The organism is Streptomyces sp. NPDC051211, from assembly GCF_040689505.1.
GTDB lineage: Bacteria > Actinomycetota > Actinomycetes > Streptomycetales > Streptomycetaceae > Streptomyces.
The window spans coordinates 145636-164585 of sequence record NZ_JBFBAV010000009.1; the positions used below are offsets into that span (position 1 = coordinate 145636).

Sequence of the window (18950 nt, forward strand, 5' to 3'; positions counted from 1 at the left end):
CTTCACTGTGTGGGGTCGGCGTCGGATGCCGCGGTGGTGGTGTGGCGTGCGGCGCGCAGGGCGGCCGCGAGGTCGGGGCCGGCCGGGACCGGCCGCCGCCCGTGGACGGAGAGTTGATACCCGTCGCGGGTGGCGAGTACGTCCACCCAGGCCGTGCCGCGCGGGTGTCCGCACCGGCGCTCGCAGCCGGACCAGTGCACCGGCAGTGCGCCCCGGGCCCGCTCGGCGACGGCACGCGCGTCGGCCCGCACGTCGGCCAGCGCTTTGGCGCAACCGGGGCGCCCGGTACAGGCGGTGACGGACTGCCAGGAACTACCGCCGGCCACGACCAGCCCGGCCGACTCCAGCAGGGCCGCCTCCGACCGCTCCGGGCCGGACGGTTCGGTGGCCGACTCCGGGCCGGAGGGTTCGGTGGCAGGCTCGGGCCGCACCGGGCCGGACGGTCCGGTGCCAGGCTCGGGCCGCGCGGCGGGCCCGGCGCCCGGATCGGCGCCCACGACGAGCCCCGACAACTCCGCCAACTCCACGCCGGCCGGGCGGGTCAGACCGGCCGGAGCACCCGGCCCGGCGCCCGGCGCCGGCTCCGGCGCGGTCGGGCCTGCGGTCGGGCGCAGGCCGGCCGCACCGGGCAGGACCACGCTGCGCCACGGGGTGACCCGGAGGATGTCCTCGTCGCGCCCGGCGGCGGCCTGTGCCAGCAGCCGCCACTGGTCGGAGGTCAGCCGCCCGAGCGGGATCAGCACGCACAGGGCGCGCTCCCGGCCGGCGCCCGTCGCCCCCGGCTCCGGCGGCGCGGCGTACGGCCAGGCCACCTCCGGTACGGGGGTGGCCGCGATCCCGGCGGCCGTCAGCCGGGCGGCGAACTCGGCCTCGTCCAGGGCGTGTTCGGGCGGAAGCTCGCGCACCCGCCAGGCTCGGGTGCCGGCCGCTTCGGCCGCGTCGAGGAAGTACTCGGCGGCCAGCAGGGCCGCCCGGGGCGCGTCCGGCGCAGCCACCTCGACGGCGCCCGCGGCCGCCCCGAGCCGCACCAGCGCCCGCGCCACAGCCGGCCCGCCGTCCGGCCCGCCGGCCCGCCCCAGCACGGTCACGTCCGGGTGCAGCGCGGCCACGTCACCGCGGCCGTCGTCCAGGGCGAACAGGAACCGTCCGGACAGGGCCGTCACCCGCGCGTTCGCGCACAGCAGCCGGTCGAGTTCCCGTACCCAGGGCACCACGGTGGGCGAGAGCGGGCTCGCGACGATGTTCCGGATGCGCTCGTGGCCGGGCGCGGGCAGCAGCCCGGAGGCGTCCAGCAGCTCGGCCAGCCCCGCCCCGCACCCTTCGGCAAGGCCGCGCAGTTGCACGTTGCCGCGCGAGGTGAGTTCCAGGTGCCCGTCGCCGAACCGGTCGGCGGCGAGCCCCAGCAGCGAGGCCTGGCGGCCGGTCAGCAGTCCGCCGGGGATCCGGACGCGCGCCAGGTACCCGTCGTCCGCCGCGTGCAGGCGCAGTGCGCCGGGGCAGGCGTCGCCGCGGTCCCGTATGACGGGTTCGTCCCGGGACGCGGCGGAGGGGGGCGGTGGCATGGCGGCGAGCATACCCACGATTGTCGGGCCCGGGCCTGTGGCCGTCACCACCTCCGGCCGCACCCCGGTGCCCCGGCGCACGGCCGTGGCGGCCGTGCTCCCGGGCGCACGGCAACCCCCCTCCCCGCCTCGGCGGATCGGCGCTTAGGATGCTGGTCGGCGGGCCGACTGGCCCGCCTTCGCCGAGGACGGCGACATGGGAGGAAGCCCGGTGCGATTCCGGCGCGGTCCCGCCACTGTGAGTCCGGTGGCAGCCGGTGACGGCTGTTCCGGGTGAGTCAGGAACTCCCGCCGTCCGCACTGCCCGGGGCGCGGAAACCCCGAGGAAGGCCTGCCGCCGCATGATCCTGCTGTTGTCGACCTCCGACACCGATCTGCTCAGCGCTCGCGCCGCCGCGGACGGACCCGTGCCGTACCGGTTCGCGAACCCTTCCCGGCTCCCCCTGGACGACCTGCCGCAGCTGCTGGACGGCGTCGACCTGGTCGTCGTACGCCTGCTGGGCGGTCTGCGTGCCTGGCAGGACGGGCTGGACCTGCTGCTCTCCCCCGACCAGCCCCGCCCCGTCGTGGTGCTGACCGGCGAACAGGCCCCGGACGCACAGCTGATGGAGGCCTCCACCGTGCCGATCGGCCTCGCCGCCGAGGCGCACGCCTACCTGGCGCACGGCGGTCCGGCCAACCTGGAGCAGCTGGCCCGGTTCCTGTCCGACACCGTGCTGCTGACCGGCCACGGTTTCGAGCCGCCCGCGCCCGCGCCCACCTGGGGCCGGCTGGAGCGCAATGCGGTCCGCCCGTACGGGCCGCGGATCGCGGTGCTCTACTACCGGGCCCACGAGATGAGCGGCAACACGGCCTTCGTGCACGCCCTGTGCGATGCGATCGTGGAGGCCGGCGGCACGCCCGCTCCGCTGTACGTGTCCTCGCTGCGCAGCCCCGAGCCGGAGCTGCTGCGCGAGCTGGAGGGCGTCGACGCGATCGTCACCACCGTCCTCGCGGCCGGCGGCACCCGGCCCGCCGACGCCTCGGCCGGCGGGGACGACGAGTCCTGGGACGCGGGGGCGCTGGCCGCGCTCGACGTGCCGATCCTGCAGGCGTTGTGCCTGACGGGTTCGCGCAGCAACTGGGAGGAGAACGACGAGGGGCTGTCGCCGCTCGACGCCGCCAGCCAGGTCGCCGTGCCGGAGTTCGACGGCCGTCTGATCACCGTGCCGTTCTCGTTCAAGGAGATCGACGCGGACGGCCTCCCCGCGTACGTCGCCGACCCCGAGCGGGCCGCCCGGGTCGCCGGGATCGCCGTACGCCACGCCCGCCTGCGGCACACCCCGAACGCCGAGAAGAAGATCGCGCTGGTGCTGTCGGCGTACCCGACGAAGCACTCCCGGATCGGCAACGCGGTCGGCCTGGACACCCCGGCCTCGGCCGTGGCCCTGCTGCGCCGGCTCATCGAGGAGGGCTACGACTTCGGGCCGGCCGAGGAGATCCCCGGACTGGTCTCCGGGGACGGCGACGAGCTGATCCGCGCCCTGATCGAGGCCGGCGGCCACGACCAGGACTGGCTGACCGAGGAGCAGCTGGCCCGCAACCCGGTCCGCATCCCGGCCGCCGACTACCGCCGCTGGTACGAGCAGTTGCCCGCCGAGCTCCGCGAGGGGGTCGAGCGGCACTGGGGTCCGGCGCCGGGCGAGATGTTCCTGGACCGGTCGCGGAACCCGGAGGGCGACATCGTGCTGGCCGCGCTCCGGCGCGGGAACCTGCTGATCCTGATCCAGCCGCCGCGCGGCTTCGGCGAGAACCCGATCGCGATCTACCACGACCCGGACCTGCCGCCCTCGCACCACTACCTGGCCGCCTACCGGTGGATCCAGGCGGCGGCCGCCGACGGCGGGTTCGGCGCCGACGCGATGATCCACCTGGGCAAGCACGGCAACCTGGAGTGGCTGCCCGGCAAGAACGCCGGCCTGTCCGCGGCCTGCGCCCCGGACGCCGCGCTCGGCGACCTGCCGCTGGTGTACCCGTTCCTGGTCAACGACCCGGGCGAGGGCACCCAGGCCAAGCGCCGGGTGCACGCCACCCTGGTCGACCACCTGGTGCCGCCGATGGCCCGCGCCGACTCCTACGGGGACATCGCGCGCCTGGAGCAGCACCTGGACGAGTACGCGCAGATCTCCTCCATGGACCCGGCGAAGCTCCCGGCGATCCGGGCGCAGATCTGGACCCTGATCCAGGCGGCGAAGCTGGACCACGACCTCGGTCTGGCGGAGCGCCCGGACGACGACGGATTCGACGACTTCCTGCTGCACGTCGACGGCTGGCTGTGCGAGGTCAAGGACGCCCAGATCCGCGACGGCCTGCACGTGCTGGGCGGCGCCCCGGCCGGGCCCGAGCGGGTCAACCTGGTCCTGGCCATCCTGCGCGCCCGCCAGATCTGGGGCGGTACGACCGCCCTGCCCGGCCTGCGCGAGGCCCTGGGCCTGGACGAGTCCGCGGCCACCCGCACCTCTGCCGACGAGGCGGAGGAGCAGGCCCGCGCCCTGGTCCAGGCGATGGAGGACGCGGGCTGGGACCCGGCCGCGGTGGCCTCGGTCGCCGAGGGCCACGGCCCGGCGGTGGCCGACGTACTGGCGTTCGCGGCCCGCGAGGTGGTGCCGCGGCTGGCCGCCACCACCGACGAGCTGACCCACGCCGTGCACGCGCTGAACGGCGGTTTCGTGCCGGCCGGCCCGTCCGGCTCCCCGCTGCGCGGCCTGGTCAACGTCCTTCCGACGGGCCGGAACTTCTACTCGGTGGACCCGAAGGCGGTGCCCTCCCGGCTGGCCTGGGAGACCGGGCAGGCCCTCGCCGACTCCCTGCTCACCCGCTACCGCACCGACAACGGCGAGTGGCCGGCCTCGGTCGGGCTGTCCCTGTGGGGGACGAGCGCGATGCGCACGGCGGGCGACGACGTCGCCGAGGCGATGGCCCTGCTGGGTGTCCGCCCGGTGTGGGACGAGGCCTCCCGCCGGGTGACCGGCCTGGAGCCGATCCCGCTCGGTGAACTGGGCCGCCCCCGCATCGATGTGACGCTGCGCATCTCGGGCTTCTTCCGGGACGCCTTCCCGCACGTCATCGGCCTGCTGGACGACGCGGTACGGCTGGCCGCCTCGCTGGACGAGCCGGCCGAGGACAACTTCGTACGGGCGCACGCCCAGGCGGACCTGGCCGAGCACGGCGACGAACGGCGCGCCACCACCCGCATCTTCGGCTCCCGGCCGGGCACCTACGGCGCGGGCATCCTCCAGCTGATCGACAGCCGGGACTGGCGGACCGACGCCGACCTCGCCGAGGTGTACACGGTGTGGGGCGGGTACGCGTACGGCCGCGGGCTGGAGGGCCGTCCGGCGCGCGCCGAGATGGAGTCGGCGTACAAGCGGATCACGGTGGCGGCGAAGAACACCGACACCCGCGAGCACGACATCGCCGACTCCGACGACTACTTCCAGTACCACGGCGGCATGGTGGCCACGGTCCGGGCGCTGCGCGGCACCGCCCCGGAGGCGTACATCGGGGACTCGACGCGGCCGGAGACGGTCCGCACGCGCACCCTGGTGGAGGAGACGAGCCGGGTGTTCCGCGCCCGGGTGGTCAACCCGAAGTGGATCGAGGCGATGCGCCGCCACGGCTACAAGGGTGCCTTCGAGCTGGCGGCGACGGTGGACTACCTGTTCGGGTACGACGCCACGACGGGCGTCATCGCGGACTGGATGTACGACAAGCTGACCGAGACGTACGTGCTGGACCCGGAGAACCAGGCCTTCCTGAAGGAGGCCAACCCGTGGGCCCTGCACGGCATCGCCGAGCGGCTGCTGGAGGCCGAGTCCCGCGGCATGTGGGAGAAGCCGGACCCGCAGATCCTGGAGTCCCTGCGCCAGGTGTACCTGGACACGGAGGGCAGCCTGGAGGGCGAGGCGGAATAACCGCCGCGTGCCGCGGCCGGCCGGTCATCCGGCCGGCCGCGGCACGCCGGTCATCCGCGGGTCCGCCCCGGGCCTTCCTCACAGAACACTGAGGTTCCGTCCTCCTCTGCGCAGCGGAAGATCCCCGAAGGCGGCGTCATTGGGGGTCAGCTCGACGGTCCGGGCGCTCTTGTACTCGTTGACGAGGATCGACCGATGACGCGCGGTACGGTTGGTGCTGGCCCTGTGAGCGGTGAGGCAGTGCAGGAAGAGGACCGATCCCGGGCGGGTCAGGACGGGTACGGCTTCATGCTCTTCGGGCGCGGGCCCGCGCTCGCGGTGGCGGTGGCTCCCTGGCCAGACGAGCGTTGCACCGGACTCGGCATCCATCTCGTCGAGGTAGATCAGCGCTGTGACCAGCTCCGGCAAGGTGTGCTGATCGGTGTCCAGGTCGCGGTGCCAGCCTTCTTCGGCCGTGAGGCCGGTGGGACGCAGCCGGGCGAACCCCATGTGGAAATTGACGTCGGGGCCCAGCAGTCCACCGACGACGTCGAGGATCCGCGCGTCCTGGATCAGGGAGAACCAGGCGTCCCCGGCCAGTGGGGTGTTGACGATCTTCCAGACTGCGTACGGGTTGTAGGGATCGAGGCGCGACAGCGGTTTGTCCGACGCCGCGTGAATGTACAGGCGGGGATGCCCGGGCGCCGGGGGATCGATGAGGTCCGAGAGCATCGTCTTCATTCGTGCCACTTCGTCCTCGGAGAAGACGTCCATCACGAGATATCCGTCGCGCTCGAACGCGGCCAGGTTGTCCACTGTCAGGCTCCTCACGAACCGGTGTTCTCAGAAATGATCCAGGTGTTCCCGCTGCCGCCCGTGGGCCGGAAGAGGCTATGAGCCGGTTCCGCTGTAGCGGGCGAGGCCGCGTCTCCACACCATGACGGCCGGAACCATGAGCAGGGGGCCCGCCATGGGGAACAGCCAGACGACGGGTGAATCCGTCTTGCCGAGAATGTAGAGGCAGGGGTAGTAGCCGACGAAGGCGAACGGAACGACCGTGGAGAATACGGCCAGGATCCATTTCGGGTAGAAGCTCATCGGCAGTTGGGCGAAGCTGTCGAACCGCCAGATCAGCATGCTCAGCATCGCGTCGTGCCGCAGCCAGAACGACAAGGAGGTGACCGCCAGGTGCATGGCTGCGAAGACGAGCGCCGCACCGACCAGCGCAACGGGTATGAACACCACGACTGCCACCGAGAGTTCGGCACCGCTGAAGTGAAGTGCGGTGCCCATCATTCCGAGCCCGATCACGATCTCGATCCAGACGTCCGTGTCGACCTTCGAGAAGAGGATGAGCATCAGAGGACTCGTGGGCCGCACCAGATAGTGATCGACTTCGCCGCCTCGGATCATGTCCGGGATGTCCAGGGTTCCATAGAAGACGGTGTTCCACAGCGCACGGGCCACCGTCGTGAATCCCGTCAACACCGCCCACTGGGCTAGTGTCCATCCGTGAACGGCACCTGCGGTCGACAGCGCCAGCATGAACACCGCGGAACCGGAGACCGCCTGCACCAGGGCCCCGAGGTTCGCAAGAACCACCTCTCCGGGGTGTACCAAGTGGCTCCGGAAATTCATCCGCGTGGCGAACAGTGCAACGTCCACGGACTTCTTCAGCTCTGCGATGCGCTCAGCCACCGGCGATCACCAGCTTTCGCAGACCACGGCGGGTGTAGAGAGCACTGGCAGCGGTCAGCAGCATCGCCCAGCCCATTCCGATGGCAATGACTCGGCCGTCCACGAAAGGGTCCTTCACCAGGGTGCCGAGCGGGGTGTAGAAGCCGTGCACGAACGGGGTCCACACCACCACGTCGCGCAGGGCCCCGGGATAGAGGGAGATCGGCATCATCGAGCCGCCCAGCAGCAGCAGGAGTGCTTCACGCACTTCGTTGAGACCGTCGACGCGGCGGATGAAGAATGCCGAAAGCCCGATCATGTAACTGAGATTGAAGAGGACCACGAAGGCAATCACGCTCGTCAGGGCGAGGCGCGCAGCCTGGCCGGGCCCGAGGTGGAAGGGAACGAGCAGTGCACCTCCCACGACAGCCGCCGGCAGCCCCACCAGCGCGGTGATGCCCAAGGTGCGGCCGAGCGCAGCGGAGAACCACTGGGTGAAGAAGCCCATCGGCATGAGCAGTTCGGTGGTGATCCGACCATCCCGGATCTTGGCCTCGAGCTGGCGGGCCAGCCCGAGATTGGGCAGGCAGAGCACCCATACGGTCCCAGCCGCGGCGTATGCCATGGTCTGGCGCAGACTCAGCCAACCCGCCGGCGTCTCGTCACCTCCCGAATACACAGCCGTCCACAGAGCACCCTGCAGGCCGATCAGCAGCAGGGCGCCGAGACCTTGCGAAAAGGCCCTGGTCCGGTAGTGGAAGGAGAGTCTTACCTGCATGTGGGCCACGGCCAGATGGGAGCGGCAGGTGCGTCGCATCCGCTCCATCATTCGGCCTTTGCATAGAGGTCTTTGATGAGCTGCTCCAGGCTCGGCGCCTCCAACTGGACGTCGTCGACCAGGGGATCGGAGAAGAGCGCCGACAGGATCTCCACGGGGAGATCTCCTTGCGCGTACTCGAACGTGGTGACGGTGCGGGCGGCCTCCCCGACGGGCCTCAGCCCGGGTGCGGAGGGCAGCTGGTGCCCTTCGGTGTGGTGGACGACCAGCCGGCGCCTGCCACCACCAAGTGCCCGCAGATCGGCGATCTTCCCGTCGTACACGAGCCGGCCGGCGTCGATCATGATGATCCGGTCGCAGACGACCTCAACGTCCCGGAGGTCGTGGCTGGCCATCACGATGGTGGGTGCGCTGTCCTGGCGAATTTCCTTGAGGAGGTCACAGATCGCCTCGCGCGCGAAGATGTCCAGTCCGATCGTGGGCTCGTCCAGGAGCAGCAGCCGCGGTGCGTGAAGCAGGGTCCCCACCAGCTCCGCACGGGTCCTGTTGCCGAGTGACAGTTCCCGCACCGGGGTATTGAGGTAGCGGCCGATGTCGAGTCGGGCCACCAGTTCTTCACAGCGTCGGCGGAACACGTTCGCTTCGATGCCGTACACCCGCCGGAGGAGCTCATAGGAGTCCTTTACCGGCAAGTCCCACCACAGACTGGACCGTTGGGCTGCCAGGTATCCCAGATCCGCGGAGAGCCTCCGGCGCTCGCGGTGAGGGTCCCGGCCGTCCACGATGACCCGCCCCTCGGTCGGGGTGAGGATGCCGGCGATGAGCTTCATGGTCGTGGACTTGCCGGCACCGTTCAGCCCGATGTATCCGACGGAATCGCCCGACTCGATTCGGAGGTCGACACCGCGCAGGGCCTCGACCTCGCTGCGTTCCCGGCGGATGAGACGGGTCAGCCGCGGGCCCGCTTCCGGGCGTCGCCGCACCTGATAGGAACGCCGTACTCCATCCAGCTGGACTTTCATTCTTCCTTCCCTGACGGGGGGTTGATGCCCAGACGGTCGATGGCCGCCACTTCGGCGGGCTCGAGCGGGCGGCCGGATGTGTCCAGGTTCTCGGCGAGGTGCGTCCGAGAGACGGATTTGACCACCACGGGCACGCCGTGTGCCCGGTGCCAGCGCAGCAGGACCTGCGGCACGCTGCAGTCGTGCCGGCCGGCGATCGCGCGCAGCACGGGATGAGCCAGATCGTTTTCGCTGTAGGGACTGTGGGCCTGTGCCACGATGCCGCGCGCGGTGTGGTGAGGCGCGAACTCCACGTCGTAGTAATGGGGGCCGAAGGCGACCTGGTTCACTGCGGGCACCACTCCCGAGGCCGCGATCAGCTCGTCCACCTGTGGGGGAAGGAAATTGCTCACCCCGATGGCCCTGACCAGTCCTTCGTCTCGGGCCTCGATGAAACGCTCCCAGATGCGCAGCGACCCTTCTGCGTCCAAAGGCGCGTGGATCAGCCACAGGTCCACGTGGTCGACGCCCAGGAGATCCAGGCTGGTGCGGAGTGCCTCCCGTTCGCGGCCCGCATCCTCCTCGGGAAACTTCGTCACGATCAGCAGCTCGCTCCGGTCGATGCCGCTCGAGCGGATCCCCGCCCCGATCGCTTCCTCGTTGTGGTACGCGGTGGCGGTGTCGATGAGCCGGTATCCGAGTTCGATCGCTTCACGCACCCCGCGTTCGGCTGCTTCACCGCGCATGTTCCAGGTGCCCAGACCCACGCTGGGAAGGTCGAAGGGCAGGGGCTTCGCGCTCACGCGTGACCGCCTTCTCCGAGCCGTGCGAACGTCTCCCCCACGGCGACGAGCAGCTCACGTGCTGCGGTGTCCTGGAGCACCTCGAAGTACCGCAGTGCGAAATCCATGTTGGAGCCATTGATGAAGTTGCTCGTGATGGCGATCGAACCGGTGAGGTTGTGCACTTCATGGGCCCAGCCGCTCGGCGTGACCACGATGTCACCCGGTTCCTGGACGAACTCCAGGCGCGGTTCGCCCGCGTCCGCGGCTCGCGCCGTACAGCCGGGCGGGAGCAGCCCCCACTCCTCCGCACGCTCAGGGGGATGGAAGGTCCATCGTTTCGTCCCCGCGCACAGCAGGTTCCACGCGGCGCTCGCCATCACGTCGACGTGCATCGGCGAACTCGTGCCGGCTGCGCCGATCATCAGCCAGCTCCAGTCCGGACGGGCACCGGGTTCCAGTGCCAGGAGCCAGTTGAGGCGCCGCACTTCTTTCGGTATGAGGGCGATGAGCTCAGGATCGAAGTGCGACACGAGTTGGTTGCGCAGGTAGAGCCCCTGGGGGCATCGGGCGTCCAGGTCGTCGAGGACGGCCGACAGAGGAACCGTCACGGGGCGGCGTTCACGGTCCTCCGCCTCTACCGGACGGTCGGGACGCTCACGCAGCTGCCGCTCTTGCAGTGAGGTAAAAATCGGCCAGCGGGTGCCGGCTCCCCGCAGCAGCACCGGCTCGCTGCCGCAGAGCAAGCCGGGGACCGAGCCGTGCTCAGGCGCACCGGGGAGGTCAGGCATAGAAGGGGTCGACACGGGCCACCTCCGTCTGCTGCCGGCGCCAGTCATCGCGATGCCCCTCCAGCGCCTCGTCTCCGTACTCGTCCTCGATGTCGACGCGTGCTCGGAGGGCTTGCTGGAGGTTCTCCCGTTCGGACATGCACCGTGCGCGCTTGGTCGTCAGCTTGTCCATGACCGACTCGGCGGAGTCCGCCCTTCGGAAGGGTGCCTCCGGCACGGTGACGGTGCACATGGGCGCCGCCCAGCAGGTCGCGCACGAACTCGCCTGAACGGCGTCGCGGAACATGGCCAGCTGCTCGACTCCGGCCACGGGGTCAACCCCTCGGTCGGTGTGACCGACGGCGAACTCCGGGGACTGGTATTCGTACGACGAATACAGCGTTCCGTCCGAGCCGAGCACCAAGTACTCGTTGCCGGGGACGAGTTGCATCCCGAGCAGATGCCCCAGTCGGGCACCACCTTCACGTCCTGGCTGGTTGAGAACGCGGTGGAACGAGCGGTGCAGAAAGCCGTGGCTGAACGCGAAGTGATAGCGTCCCGACCGCTCGCGTTCGCCGTGGGGCCGACCGTGAGACCGAACGAAGATGTCCCAAACCCGACGCTGCTCATTGAATATCTGCTCGAAATCCGAGTAGGACTGATCCCCTCCCGGCAGAAGCAGGTCGAAGTCCCACGCCAGGGCACGGTGGGCAGTGGGCCACTCGGAAAAATAGCGGTAGAGGTTCGCGGCGTCGAGCGGCGCCGACAGAACGCAAATGAGCGCGACCCGGGAAGAGAAGTAGTCCGGCCAGTTCTCGGCAAGCCAGTCGGTGCGCTCTCGCACTCGGTCGTGAGTACCCTTTCCGCGCCGGTCGATGCGGTAGCGGTCATGGTTGGGGCCATCGATGGAGATGTTGAGGTAGATGTCGTGTTCGACGAGAAAGTCGACAATCTTCGGGGTGAGCAACATCCCGTTCGAATTGACCTGGAGAACCAGGTTCTCCAGGCGGGCCCCGACCTCACGCTTTCGCTCCTCAAGGGCCAGAACGGCCTTCTGGAGCTCGTCGAATGCAAGGAGCGGCTCGCCACCGAAGAAGTAGACGGCCCGCGGAGCGGACTCCAGTTTCTCTTCACCGGTCACAAACAGGTCGATGGCCGCCTTCACCATGTCCGCCTGCGGTGATGCCGTCTGGTGAGGGCGCGTCTCGGAGTAGGCACCGCCGTAGTAGCAGTAGGTGCAGCGGATGTTGCACTGCTCTGTGGGGTTGAGCATGAGAACCCGGACACGAGGTGTGTCGACCCGTGCGTCGGCCGGCAGTTCCGGAAAACGCCAGCCGCTTTCCTCGAACGGGACGACCAGCGACATCAGCCTGCTGATGTCCGAGGCCGAGACTGCCTCCCAGTCCGCCGACCTGAGTACATCCGCCTCTTCGCGGCTGATTTCATGAATATTGCCCGTGACAGGGGTGTAGAGGTGAAAGCGGTCCGTTCCACGGTCGCTCTGCCACACCTTGTATATCCAGGTACGGCCCTGATGGAAGCGCACCGTCACATCACGCTCTCCGGCGTTGGTGCCGGTTTCGGTCGGCCCGTTCGCCGTCATGACGGGCCGGTCGTGGTGTGAGATCAGTTCGAGCTGCCAGTCGTGCAGGGAACGGATCCCCGTGTGCGCGGAGGGCTCTGCGTCCGGTTCGGTCGTCTCGGTACTCATCCGGTCTTCTCCCGTTCCTGAGGGGACTCCAGCAGTGCCCGCAGGCAGGTCATGACCGTCGCCGACACCGTCGCGCTGGTGGCCCGGTTCTCCCTGTCGTCCTGAAGGGCTTCGACGATGTCCACCGCCACCACCCGGCGGGTGCGGCATACATGTTCGACAGCAGTGAGCAGTTCTCGCAGGCGGTAGCCGCCGGCCTCCGGGTGTCCGGTCGCCGGGAACTCGGCCGGGTCGATCACGTCCAGGTCGATCGACAGATAGGTCGGCCGGTCGTCCCACGTCGTCGCCTGATCGGGGCTGTAGGAGTAGGTGCAGCGGAGGCCGTCGGGCAAGGGACCGCAGCCGGCGGGCAGGTACGTGCGTATGCCGAACAGCTCGGCACCCGAGATCGCGTTGTTCTGGAGCAGGTGCCCGAGGAAATCGGCGTGGGTGATGTCCGTGACGTCCGGCATCGGGCGGGCGCTGAAGTCGCAGTGCGCGTCGAAACACACGAAGTGGAGCGGTCCGTGCACGGCTGCCACTCCCGCGGCGGCCGGCGCCGACAGGCTGTGGTCACCACCGATGAAGACGGGGATGGCTGCCGTCTTGGCGAGCTGCTCGGACAAGCGGGCCAGAGTCCGGTAGTAGGCGCCTCTGGAAACCCGTGGATCGATCGGCACGTCGCCCAGGTCGCCCAGGTCGAAGACTCTGCGGCCGGGAAGCACCGCGTCACGGGTGACGGGATCGATCAGCCCACCCAGGGCGCCGCTGTCGTCGACTGTCCAATCGTGCGTGGGGCTGAGCTTGCGGAAGATCTCCGGACCATGGCGCTGACCGGGCACACCCGGTACTCCGGCATCGAACGGCAGGCCCAGGATGACTGCATCGGCCGGCAGTTCCCCGGAGAGCACGGTGTTCATCTCCGCGGAGGGGAGCCCGAGCGCTCCCATGCCACGGCGGAACAGGGCCGTCACCGGACCGTCCCTCGTTCTGCGCGGGGCGTTCTCCCACCGGACACGGTCACCAGCCGGTACTGCAACAGGGCCGAGACCAGCGCCGCGACGGACCCGACGGGGCTCCCGGTCCGATCGGCCAACCCGGCGACGGTGGCCCGGCGTTCCCTGATGAGCAGCTCGATGACCGCGAGGTGTTCGGCGGGCAGCGTCAAGTTCTGGTCAGCGGTGGTGACGGTCACCTGGTCCGCGTCCACGTGGACCACGGGGGGAAGGACGGGAACCAGCTCCACCACGGCGTCAGCCGACGGCCGGGCCTTCAGCACGTCCCAGGGCAGGCTGGACAGGTCACGGCCTCCGGAGGCGCGGCGCTCCGCGGCAAAGAATTCGGCCGGCGGCAGGCTCTTGGCCTCGGCCAGAAATGCCGCAAGAATCCGCTCGGCCTGCGCCTCTTGGGCTTCGGGCGTACCTGCACGGTCCAGATTCCCACGGATCTCCACGCGGGACAGCGCCTGGCGCATGACCCAGCGCAGCCAGTCGTAGCCCGTGCGACGGGTGAAGGTGAAAGTGAGGTGCAGACTGGTGTCACCGCCTCCTCGCACCGTGTGCCACCAGCCTCGGGGTACGTGCATCACGTCCCCCGGAACCAGCGTCCTCTCGAACAGCACGCTCTCGGGGCAGTTCACCGGATCGCTGTCGCCGTACTCGGGCAGCGGGAATTCCTCAGAGGGCCCGTGGATTTGCCAGCGCTTTGTGCCGAGGATCTGTACGACGAATGTGTCGACCTCATCGAAGTGACTGGGGAATGCCTGGGCGTCGTCAAAGGTCACGAACATATTGCAGGCGGAAGTCTCGCCGGTGATCCGCATGATGTCGTCGGTCGCGACGCGGACGCCGGGATGAATCCTGTCCAGGGAATCGATTATCAAACTGGCGCCGGACCGCATGAGCGCGAACATCTTCGACAGATCGAAAACCCGGCGCCCGCCTCTCGTCACCGTGTATTGATGCTCGGGAAGCGATTTTCCGTCCGCATACAGCAGGAACTCCGCGGGCTCGGCGGATCCCCGTGAGAGGATCTCGTTCAAGCCCTCCCAGGAGAAGCACTCCTCGAGCAGCTCGGGGTCAAGGTGTCTGAAGACCACCTCATTGCTGACTTGGCGGGTCGCGAAATCCACGCCGAGTTCGCTTGACAAGGCGCGGCCGAACCGTGAGGCAAGTGTCGTCATACTCTCTGAATCACCCTCATACCGCTGCGGAGAAGCTCGGAGAATGGAATCTGCGTGTACCGGGCCACTGGGACCCGGTACACGCAGAGTCAATCAGCTACTTCGCGGAGTCGGCGAACAGCTTGGCGAAGTCCGGAACGCTGGGACGGTGATGCGTCTTGGCGAAGGTCGCACGGGCCCTCTCGCCCACCGACGAAACCCGAACCTCCACCTCCGGGAACTCGTTGTCCGCGGCGCCGCGGTCAGCAGAATTTGCCATGGTTACCTCCATAGGTAGATGCCGTTGGCACTCGGGTTCGAGGCTAGGACATGGCGAGCGTCGCGATCAAGGGAAAATAGCCAGCAGTTAATGGAATAGAGGTTTCCGATTGTCTGCACCCTTTACACGAAATGACCGCAACCACGAGATTCTTCGACAATATTGCAGGAATTTGGCTTGAAGTGCGCCCACGTTGGCTGGTGGGGTGCTGGACCGCGACGGCACCCCCGAGTTTTCGCGGATACACCACCCCGACTTCTTCACAAATGACAACCCGGCAACCGGGCACCTGCTTCGGGGCGCGGCCCAAAAGGGGCGATTTCAGGCGACCGTCAGCGGGAGCCCCGTCAGCCGCGGGTCGGAGAAGAACTCGCCCGGCGTGATGAGTCCGGCGTTCATCCGGACGAACGCGTCCGTGGTGTCCTGGTGTTCCGCGGCCCTGGCCAGCACCTGCTGCACCTCGGGCGGCGCCTGGTCCAGGGTGGCGAGCTCCGCCGTGAACTCGTACATCTGCATCGCCCGGGCATCGCGGGCCTGCTGGTAGTCGCGCATGGCGGGCCCGAAGGCGCGGCGCCCGGTGAAGGTCTCGTCGAGGGCCCGGACGAGCAGTTCCGCGTCCTGGAAGGCGTCCTGGATGCCCTGGGCGGTGATGAAGTCCTTCAGGTAGCCGGCGTCGCCGACCAGCGCCCAGCCCGGACCGTAGGGAACGCGGAAGAAGTTGGGGACGGCGGTGCCGACGAGGCGGGTGGTGCGGGTGGCGGACGCGGCCCGCTCGGCGAAGGCGGGTGCCTGCCGCAGGGTGGCCAGGTAACCGCCCTCGATGTCGGCGCGGTTCGCCTCGAACTCCCGTATCGGGAGCCCGCAGATGACCAGGGTCAGGTCGTCGTTGGTGGGCCAGGCGGCGAAGGCGCGGTCCTCGCGGATGTACGCCTCGAACCGGCCGTCCATCGGCAGGCCCGCCCAGTACGCGTAGTAGCTGCACTGGAGCTTGGGCTTCTCGGCGTAGCGGGGGGCGTCCACGGACTTCGCGACGAGCGAGTGGACTCCGTCCGCCCCGATGACGACGCGGGCGTACTCCTCGGTGCGGTGCCCGTCGGGGCCGTGGCCCCGGATCCCGGTGACGGCGTCGCCGTCGGTGATCAGCCCGTCGACGGAGTAGCGCTCGCGCACCTCGGCGCCGGCCTCGGCGGCGGCCTCGACGAGGATCTCGTCGAGGACGGTACGGCGCGGCGCGTACGAGCCCGGGGACCCGGCGCCGGCCGGCGAGCCGGCGAGGACCAGCGGTCCGAAGTCGAAGCGGTACGTGGTGATCAGCGGGCATCCGGTGGCCACGACCCGGTCCAGCAGTCCCCAGCGCCGCAGCGCGGCGAGGCCCGGCGGGTGGACGAGGTGGGTGGAGAGGGTGTCGCTGGGGAAGGCCGCCCGGTCGACGGCCAGCACCCGGTAGCCCTGACGGGCCAGCAGCATCGCGGTCGGCGCGCCGGCGCACCGGGCTCCGACGATCACCGCGTCGTAGTGGTTCATGACGTCACCTCCCGGAGGTGATCCCACGCTAGGCGCGGGCGGGAAGCCGGCGCGTCGGGAGAACTGCCCGCAGCGGAGATGGGTACTTCTGCGCAGCTCCCCAGGACACTCCTGGACAGCTGTCCATGTATTCTGGACACCTGTCCACAAGCTATCCGCCCCGACGAGAGGATCCCGACGATGGAGACGACGGCGCAGGTCCTGGTCGCCCTGGTGGCCGCCCTGCACGGCTACATCCTGGTCCTGGAGATGTTCCTCTGGGAGAAGAAGCCGGGGCGCGCCCTCTCCGGCTTCGACCCGGCCATGGCCCGGGCCACCGCGCCGCTGGCCGCGAACCAGGGCCTCTACAACGGCTTCCTGGCGGCCGGCCTGGTCTGGGGCCTGGTCGCCGAGGACCCGACGGGCTTCCGGGTGCAGGTGTTCTTCCTCTGCTGCGTCCTGGTCGCCGGCGTGTACGGCGGCCTCACCGCCAACCGCCGCATCCTCCTCGCCCAGGCGCTGCCCGGAGCGCTGGCCCTCGCCGCCGTCCTGGCGGCCCGGTGACCGGCGCCGGGCCGGAGGATCCGCGTGCCGCACGCACCCGTGCCGCGCTGCGCCGGGCGCTGCTGGCGGAGTGCGCCGAGCGGCCCCTGGCGGAGGTCAGCGTGGCGGCGCTGGTGCGCCGGGCCGGGGTCGGCCGGGCCACGTTCTACCTGCACTACACCGGGCTGGAGGCACTCGCCGTCGACGCCTGCGCCGATGTGGTCCGCGAGGCGGTGGACGCCCTGCACGCCTGGCGCGGCATCCCGGACCCGGCGGCGCCGCCGCCCGCGCTCGGCGCCTTCTTCGAGGGTCTCGCCCCGCACGCCGGCCTGTACCGGGAGCTGCTGGGCCCGGGCGGCGGGGGGCCGCTCGGCCTCGTACTCCACCGGGACCTGCGGGCCCGCAGCACGGCGGAACGCAGCCTGGCCGGGGCGCCGGAACCCGAGCTGGTCGCCTCGGCCGTGGCCGCGGCCTTCGCCGGGGTGCTCGCCGACTGGCTGCACGGCCTGGTGGAGGGCACACCCGACCGGATCGCCGGCCAGGTCTGGCGGCTGCTGATCGCCCTGCACCGCACCCCGCTGTCCTGAAACAGGCGGTTCAGGCGAGCCCGTGCTTGTGCGCATAGGCGGTCGCCGCCGACCGCGAGCCCACCCCGACCTTCGCGAAGATGTTGCTGATGTGCCGGGCGACGGTCTTCTCGCTCAGGAACAGGCCCTGTGCGATGGCCCGGTTCGACTCCCCCGCCGCCACGTGCCGCAGCACCTCGCGCTCCCGGACGGTCAGCAGCCCGGCGGCCCGGCCCGCCGCCCCGATCCCCAGCTGCTCGGCACGCAACACGTCCGGGCCCGCCCCCAGTTCCCGGAGGGCGTCGGTGGCCGCGCCCAGCTCCAGCCGGCCGGTCACCTCGTCGCCGGCCTGCCGGCAGGCCAGGCCCAGCAACAGGCGGGCGCGGGCGGCCTCGTACGGCATGCCGAGCGCGCGGAAGGCTGCGGCGGCCGGGGCGAGCACGGCCTGCGCCCGGCCCGTCTCGCCGGCCGCGAGCAGCAGGGCCCCCTCCGCAGACCCGGCCAGGGCGGTCAGCAGCGGGCCCGCCACCGTCTCGGCGGCCGCCCGCAGTTCGGCCACGGCCGCGGCGGCCTCCTCCGTACGGCCCGCGGCCAGCATGATCTCCACGCAGGCGGGGAGGAGCCGGCACCGGGAGGGCCGGTGGTCGCCGGCCGCGTCCAGGGCGGAACGGATCGCCCGCGCGGCCGCGTCCGCGTCCCCGGCGGCGAGCAGCATCAGGGCCCGGCCCGGCTGGGCCGGATGCCCGAGCCGGCCGGCCTCCCGGTAGGCCTCCTCCGCCTCGGCGTACTCGCCGCGCAGCCGGTGGACCTCGCCGATCTGGTAGAGCGCCGCGTCCTCCGGCTGGAGGGCGGGCTGTCTGCGCAGCCACCGGCAGGCCTGTTCGGCCTCGTCGAGGGCGTCGGCCCAGTCGCCGTGCAGCCGCAGCAGCTCCACCCGGTGGACCATGCAGACGCCGCGGTACGGGACGACGTCCTGCTGGGCCCCGCACCAGGCGGACAGCCCGTCGGTCCACTCGCTGGCCCGCCGCACGTCGAAGAGCTCGTGGCAGGCCGTGATCACCGCGCAGTAGGCGAGTCCGGTGATCACCGGCGACACCTCGCCGGCGGTGACCGCGACCATCGCCTCGTCGAGCAGCCGGACGCCTCCGGCGGTGTCGCCGAGCTGGACCAGGCTCTCGCCGACGCCGATCAGGGCGAAGTTCTCCAGATCGGGGTCCCCGAACCGGGTGGCGTACTCCAGCACCTGCTCGCAGACCTGCCGGGAAGGCTCGGCCTCCCCCGCCAGGCTCAGCCGCAGCCCCTCGACGGCCAGCAGGTAGCCCTCCTCCACCCCGCCCGGCGCCTCCGCGGCGAGCAGCCGCCGGGCCCGGGCCACCCAGCCGGTGCTGCGCGCCCACTGCCCGCCGGTCACCAGGTCGAGGGCCAGCCAGAACACGCAGCGCACGGCGCGCCGCACCTCGCCCCGGCTCAGCCAGGCGTGGTGGGCGCGCGTCCAGGCGTCCTCGCTCGCCTGGTCGTGGCCGGTCATGTGGGCGGCGAGGGCGAGGCGTTCCAGGGCTTCCGGGTCGAGCGGCGCACGCCGGTCGGCCTCCGTCAGGAGCACGAAGGCGTCCCGCCAGTTCCGCCGCGCGACGGCGTCCTCGCCGAGACGCGGCCCGGCAACCCGGTCCATGCCCCCCAGTTTCCCAGCCCGGGGGCGCGGACA

The 18950-nt window shown here is 70.5% G+C and carries 16 protein-coding genes and 1 riboswitch; of the genes, 3 read left to right on the forward strand and 13 right to left on the reverse strand.

Annotated elements, in window-relative coordinates:
- Window positions 1–2: 2 nt before the first annotated feature.
- Window positions 3–1562, reverse strand: a complete 1560-nt coding sequence (locus AB0447_RS12300) for a cobalamin biosynthesis protein CobG (protein ID WP_366476525.1) — start codon at window positions 1560–1562, stop codon at window positions 3–5.
- Between the two features lie 200 nt (window positions 1563–1762).
- Window positions 1763–1850: riboswitch (cobalamin riboswitch) on the forward strand.
- A 53-nt stretch (window positions 1851–1903) separates the two neighbouring features.
- Between AB0447_RS12300 and cobN the strand changes: the two genes are divergently transcribed.
- Window positions 1904–5515, forward strand: a complete 3612-nt coding sequence (gene cobN / locus AB0447_RS12305; RefSeq protein ID WP_366476526.1) for a cobaltochelatase subunit CobN — start codon at window positions 1904–1906, stop codon at window positions 5513–5515.
- 78 nt (window positions 5516–5593) lie between these two features.
- On the opposite strand, the gene AB0447_RS12310 is transcribed toward cobN, so the two are convergent.
- The 11 genes from AB0447_RS12310 to AB0447_RS12360 form a co-directional block, all read right to left on the reverse strand.
- Window positions 5594–6310: a phytanoyl-CoA dioxygenase family protein gene (locus AB0447_RS12310; RefSeq protein WP_366476527.1), complete on the reverse strand. Its 717-nt coding sequence runs from the start codon at window positions 6308–6310 to the stop codon at window positions 5594–5596.
- A 75-nt stretch (window positions 6311–6385) separates the two neighbouring features.
- Window positions 6386–7192, reverse strand: coding sequence for an ABC-2 family transporter protein (locus AB0447_RS12315; RefSeq protein WP_366476528.1), 807 nt, complete (start codon window positions 7190–7192; stop codon window positions 6386–6388).
- Window positions 7185–7949 carry an ABC-2 family transporter protein gene (locus AB0447_RS12320; protein ID WP_366476588.1) on the reverse strand — a complete coding sequence of 255 codons (765 nt, stop codon included), beginning with the start codon at window positions 7947–7949 and terminating at the stop codon, window positions 7185–7187. The genes AB0447_RS12315 and AB0447_RS12320 overlap by 8 nt, the downstream gene beginning before the upstream one ends.
- Window positions 7950–7996: 47 nt before the next feature.
- Window positions 7997–8971 (reverse strand): ATP-binding cassette domain-containing protein, encoded by a 975-nt coding sequence (locus AB0447_RS12325; protein WP_366476529.1) that lies wholly within the window; start codon window positions 8969–8971, stop codon window positions 7997–7999.
- Window positions 8968–9753, reverse strand: coding sequence for an aldo/keto reductase (locus AB0447_RS12330; RefSeq protein WP_366476530.1), 786 nt, complete (start codon window positions 9751–9753; stop codon window positions 8968–8970). Before AB0447_RS12330 ends, AB0447_RS12325 begins: the two co-directional genes overlap by 4 nt.
- Window positions 9750–10523 carry a transcription factor jumonji gene (locus AB0447_RS12335; RefSeq protein WP_366476531.1) on the reverse strand — a complete coding sequence of 258 codons (774 nt, stop codon included), beginning with the start codon at window positions 10521–10523 and terminating at the stop codon, window positions 9750–9752. The genes AB0447_RS12330 and AB0447_RS12335 overlap by 4 nt, the downstream gene beginning before the upstream one ends.
- Window positions 10516–12213 (reverse strand): radical SAM protein, encoded by a 1698-nt coding sequence (locus AB0447_RS12340; RefSeq protein WP_366476532.1) that lies wholly within the window; start codon window positions 12211–12213, stop codon window positions 10516–10518. Before AB0447_RS12340 ends, AB0447_RS12335 begins: the two co-directional genes overlap by 8 nt.
- Entirely contained in the window at window positions 12210–13166 is a 957-nt protein-coding gene (locus AB0447_RS12345; RefSeq protein ID WP_366476533.1) for an arginase family protein, read from the reverse strand. Before AB0447_RS12345 ends, AB0447_RS12340 begins: the two co-directional genes overlap by 4 nt.
- On the reverse strand, window positions 13163–14374 hold the full coding sequence (locus AB0447_RS12350; RefSeq protein ID WP_366476534.1) for a cupin domain-containing protein: 1212 nt from the start codon (window positions 14372–14374) through the stop codon (window positions 13163–13165). Before AB0447_RS12350 ends, AB0447_RS12345 begins: the two co-directional genes overlap by 4 nt.
- A gap of 97 nt (window positions 14375–14471) precedes the next feature.
- Complete coding sequence (locus AB0447_RS12355) at window positions 14472–14633, reverse strand: hypothetical protein (protein WP_366476535.1); 162 nt, start codon at window positions 14631–14633, stop codon at window positions 14472–14474.
- 321 nt (window positions 14634–14954) lie between these two features.
- Window positions 14955–16157 (reverse strand): NAD(P)/FAD-dependent oxidoreductase, encoded by a 1203-nt coding sequence (locus AB0447_RS12360; protein WP_366476536.1) that lies wholly within the window; start codon window positions 16155–16157, stop codon window positions 14955–14957.
- 180 nt (window positions 16158–16337) lie between these two features.
- Between AB0447_RS12360 and AB0447_RS12365 the strand changes: the two genes are divergently transcribed.
- Window positions 16338–16700, forward strand: a complete 363-nt coding sequence (locus AB0447_RS12365; RefSeq protein WP_366476537.1) for a DUF1304 domain-containing protein — start codon at window positions 16338–16340, stop codon at window positions 16698–16700.
- Window positions 16697–17266: a TetR/AcrR family transcriptional regulator gene (locus AB0447_RS12370; protein ID WP_366476538.1), complete on the forward strand. Its 570-nt coding sequence runs from the start codon at window positions 16697–16699 to the stop codon at window positions 17264–17266. Before AB0447_RS12365 ends, AB0447_RS12370 begins: the two co-directional genes overlap by 4 nt.
- A gap of 10 nt (window positions 17267–17276) precedes the next feature.
- Here AB0447_RS12370 and AB0447_RS12375 read toward each other — a convergent pair whose 3' ends face one another.
- Window positions 17277–18917 carry a LuxR C-terminal-related transcriptional regulator gene (locus tag AB0447_RS12375; protein WP_366476539.1) on the reverse strand — a complete coding sequence of 547 codons (1641 nt, stop codon included), beginning with the start codon at window positions 18915–18917 and terminating at the stop codon, window positions 17277–17279.
- Window positions 18918–18950 lie beyond the last annotated feature (33 nt).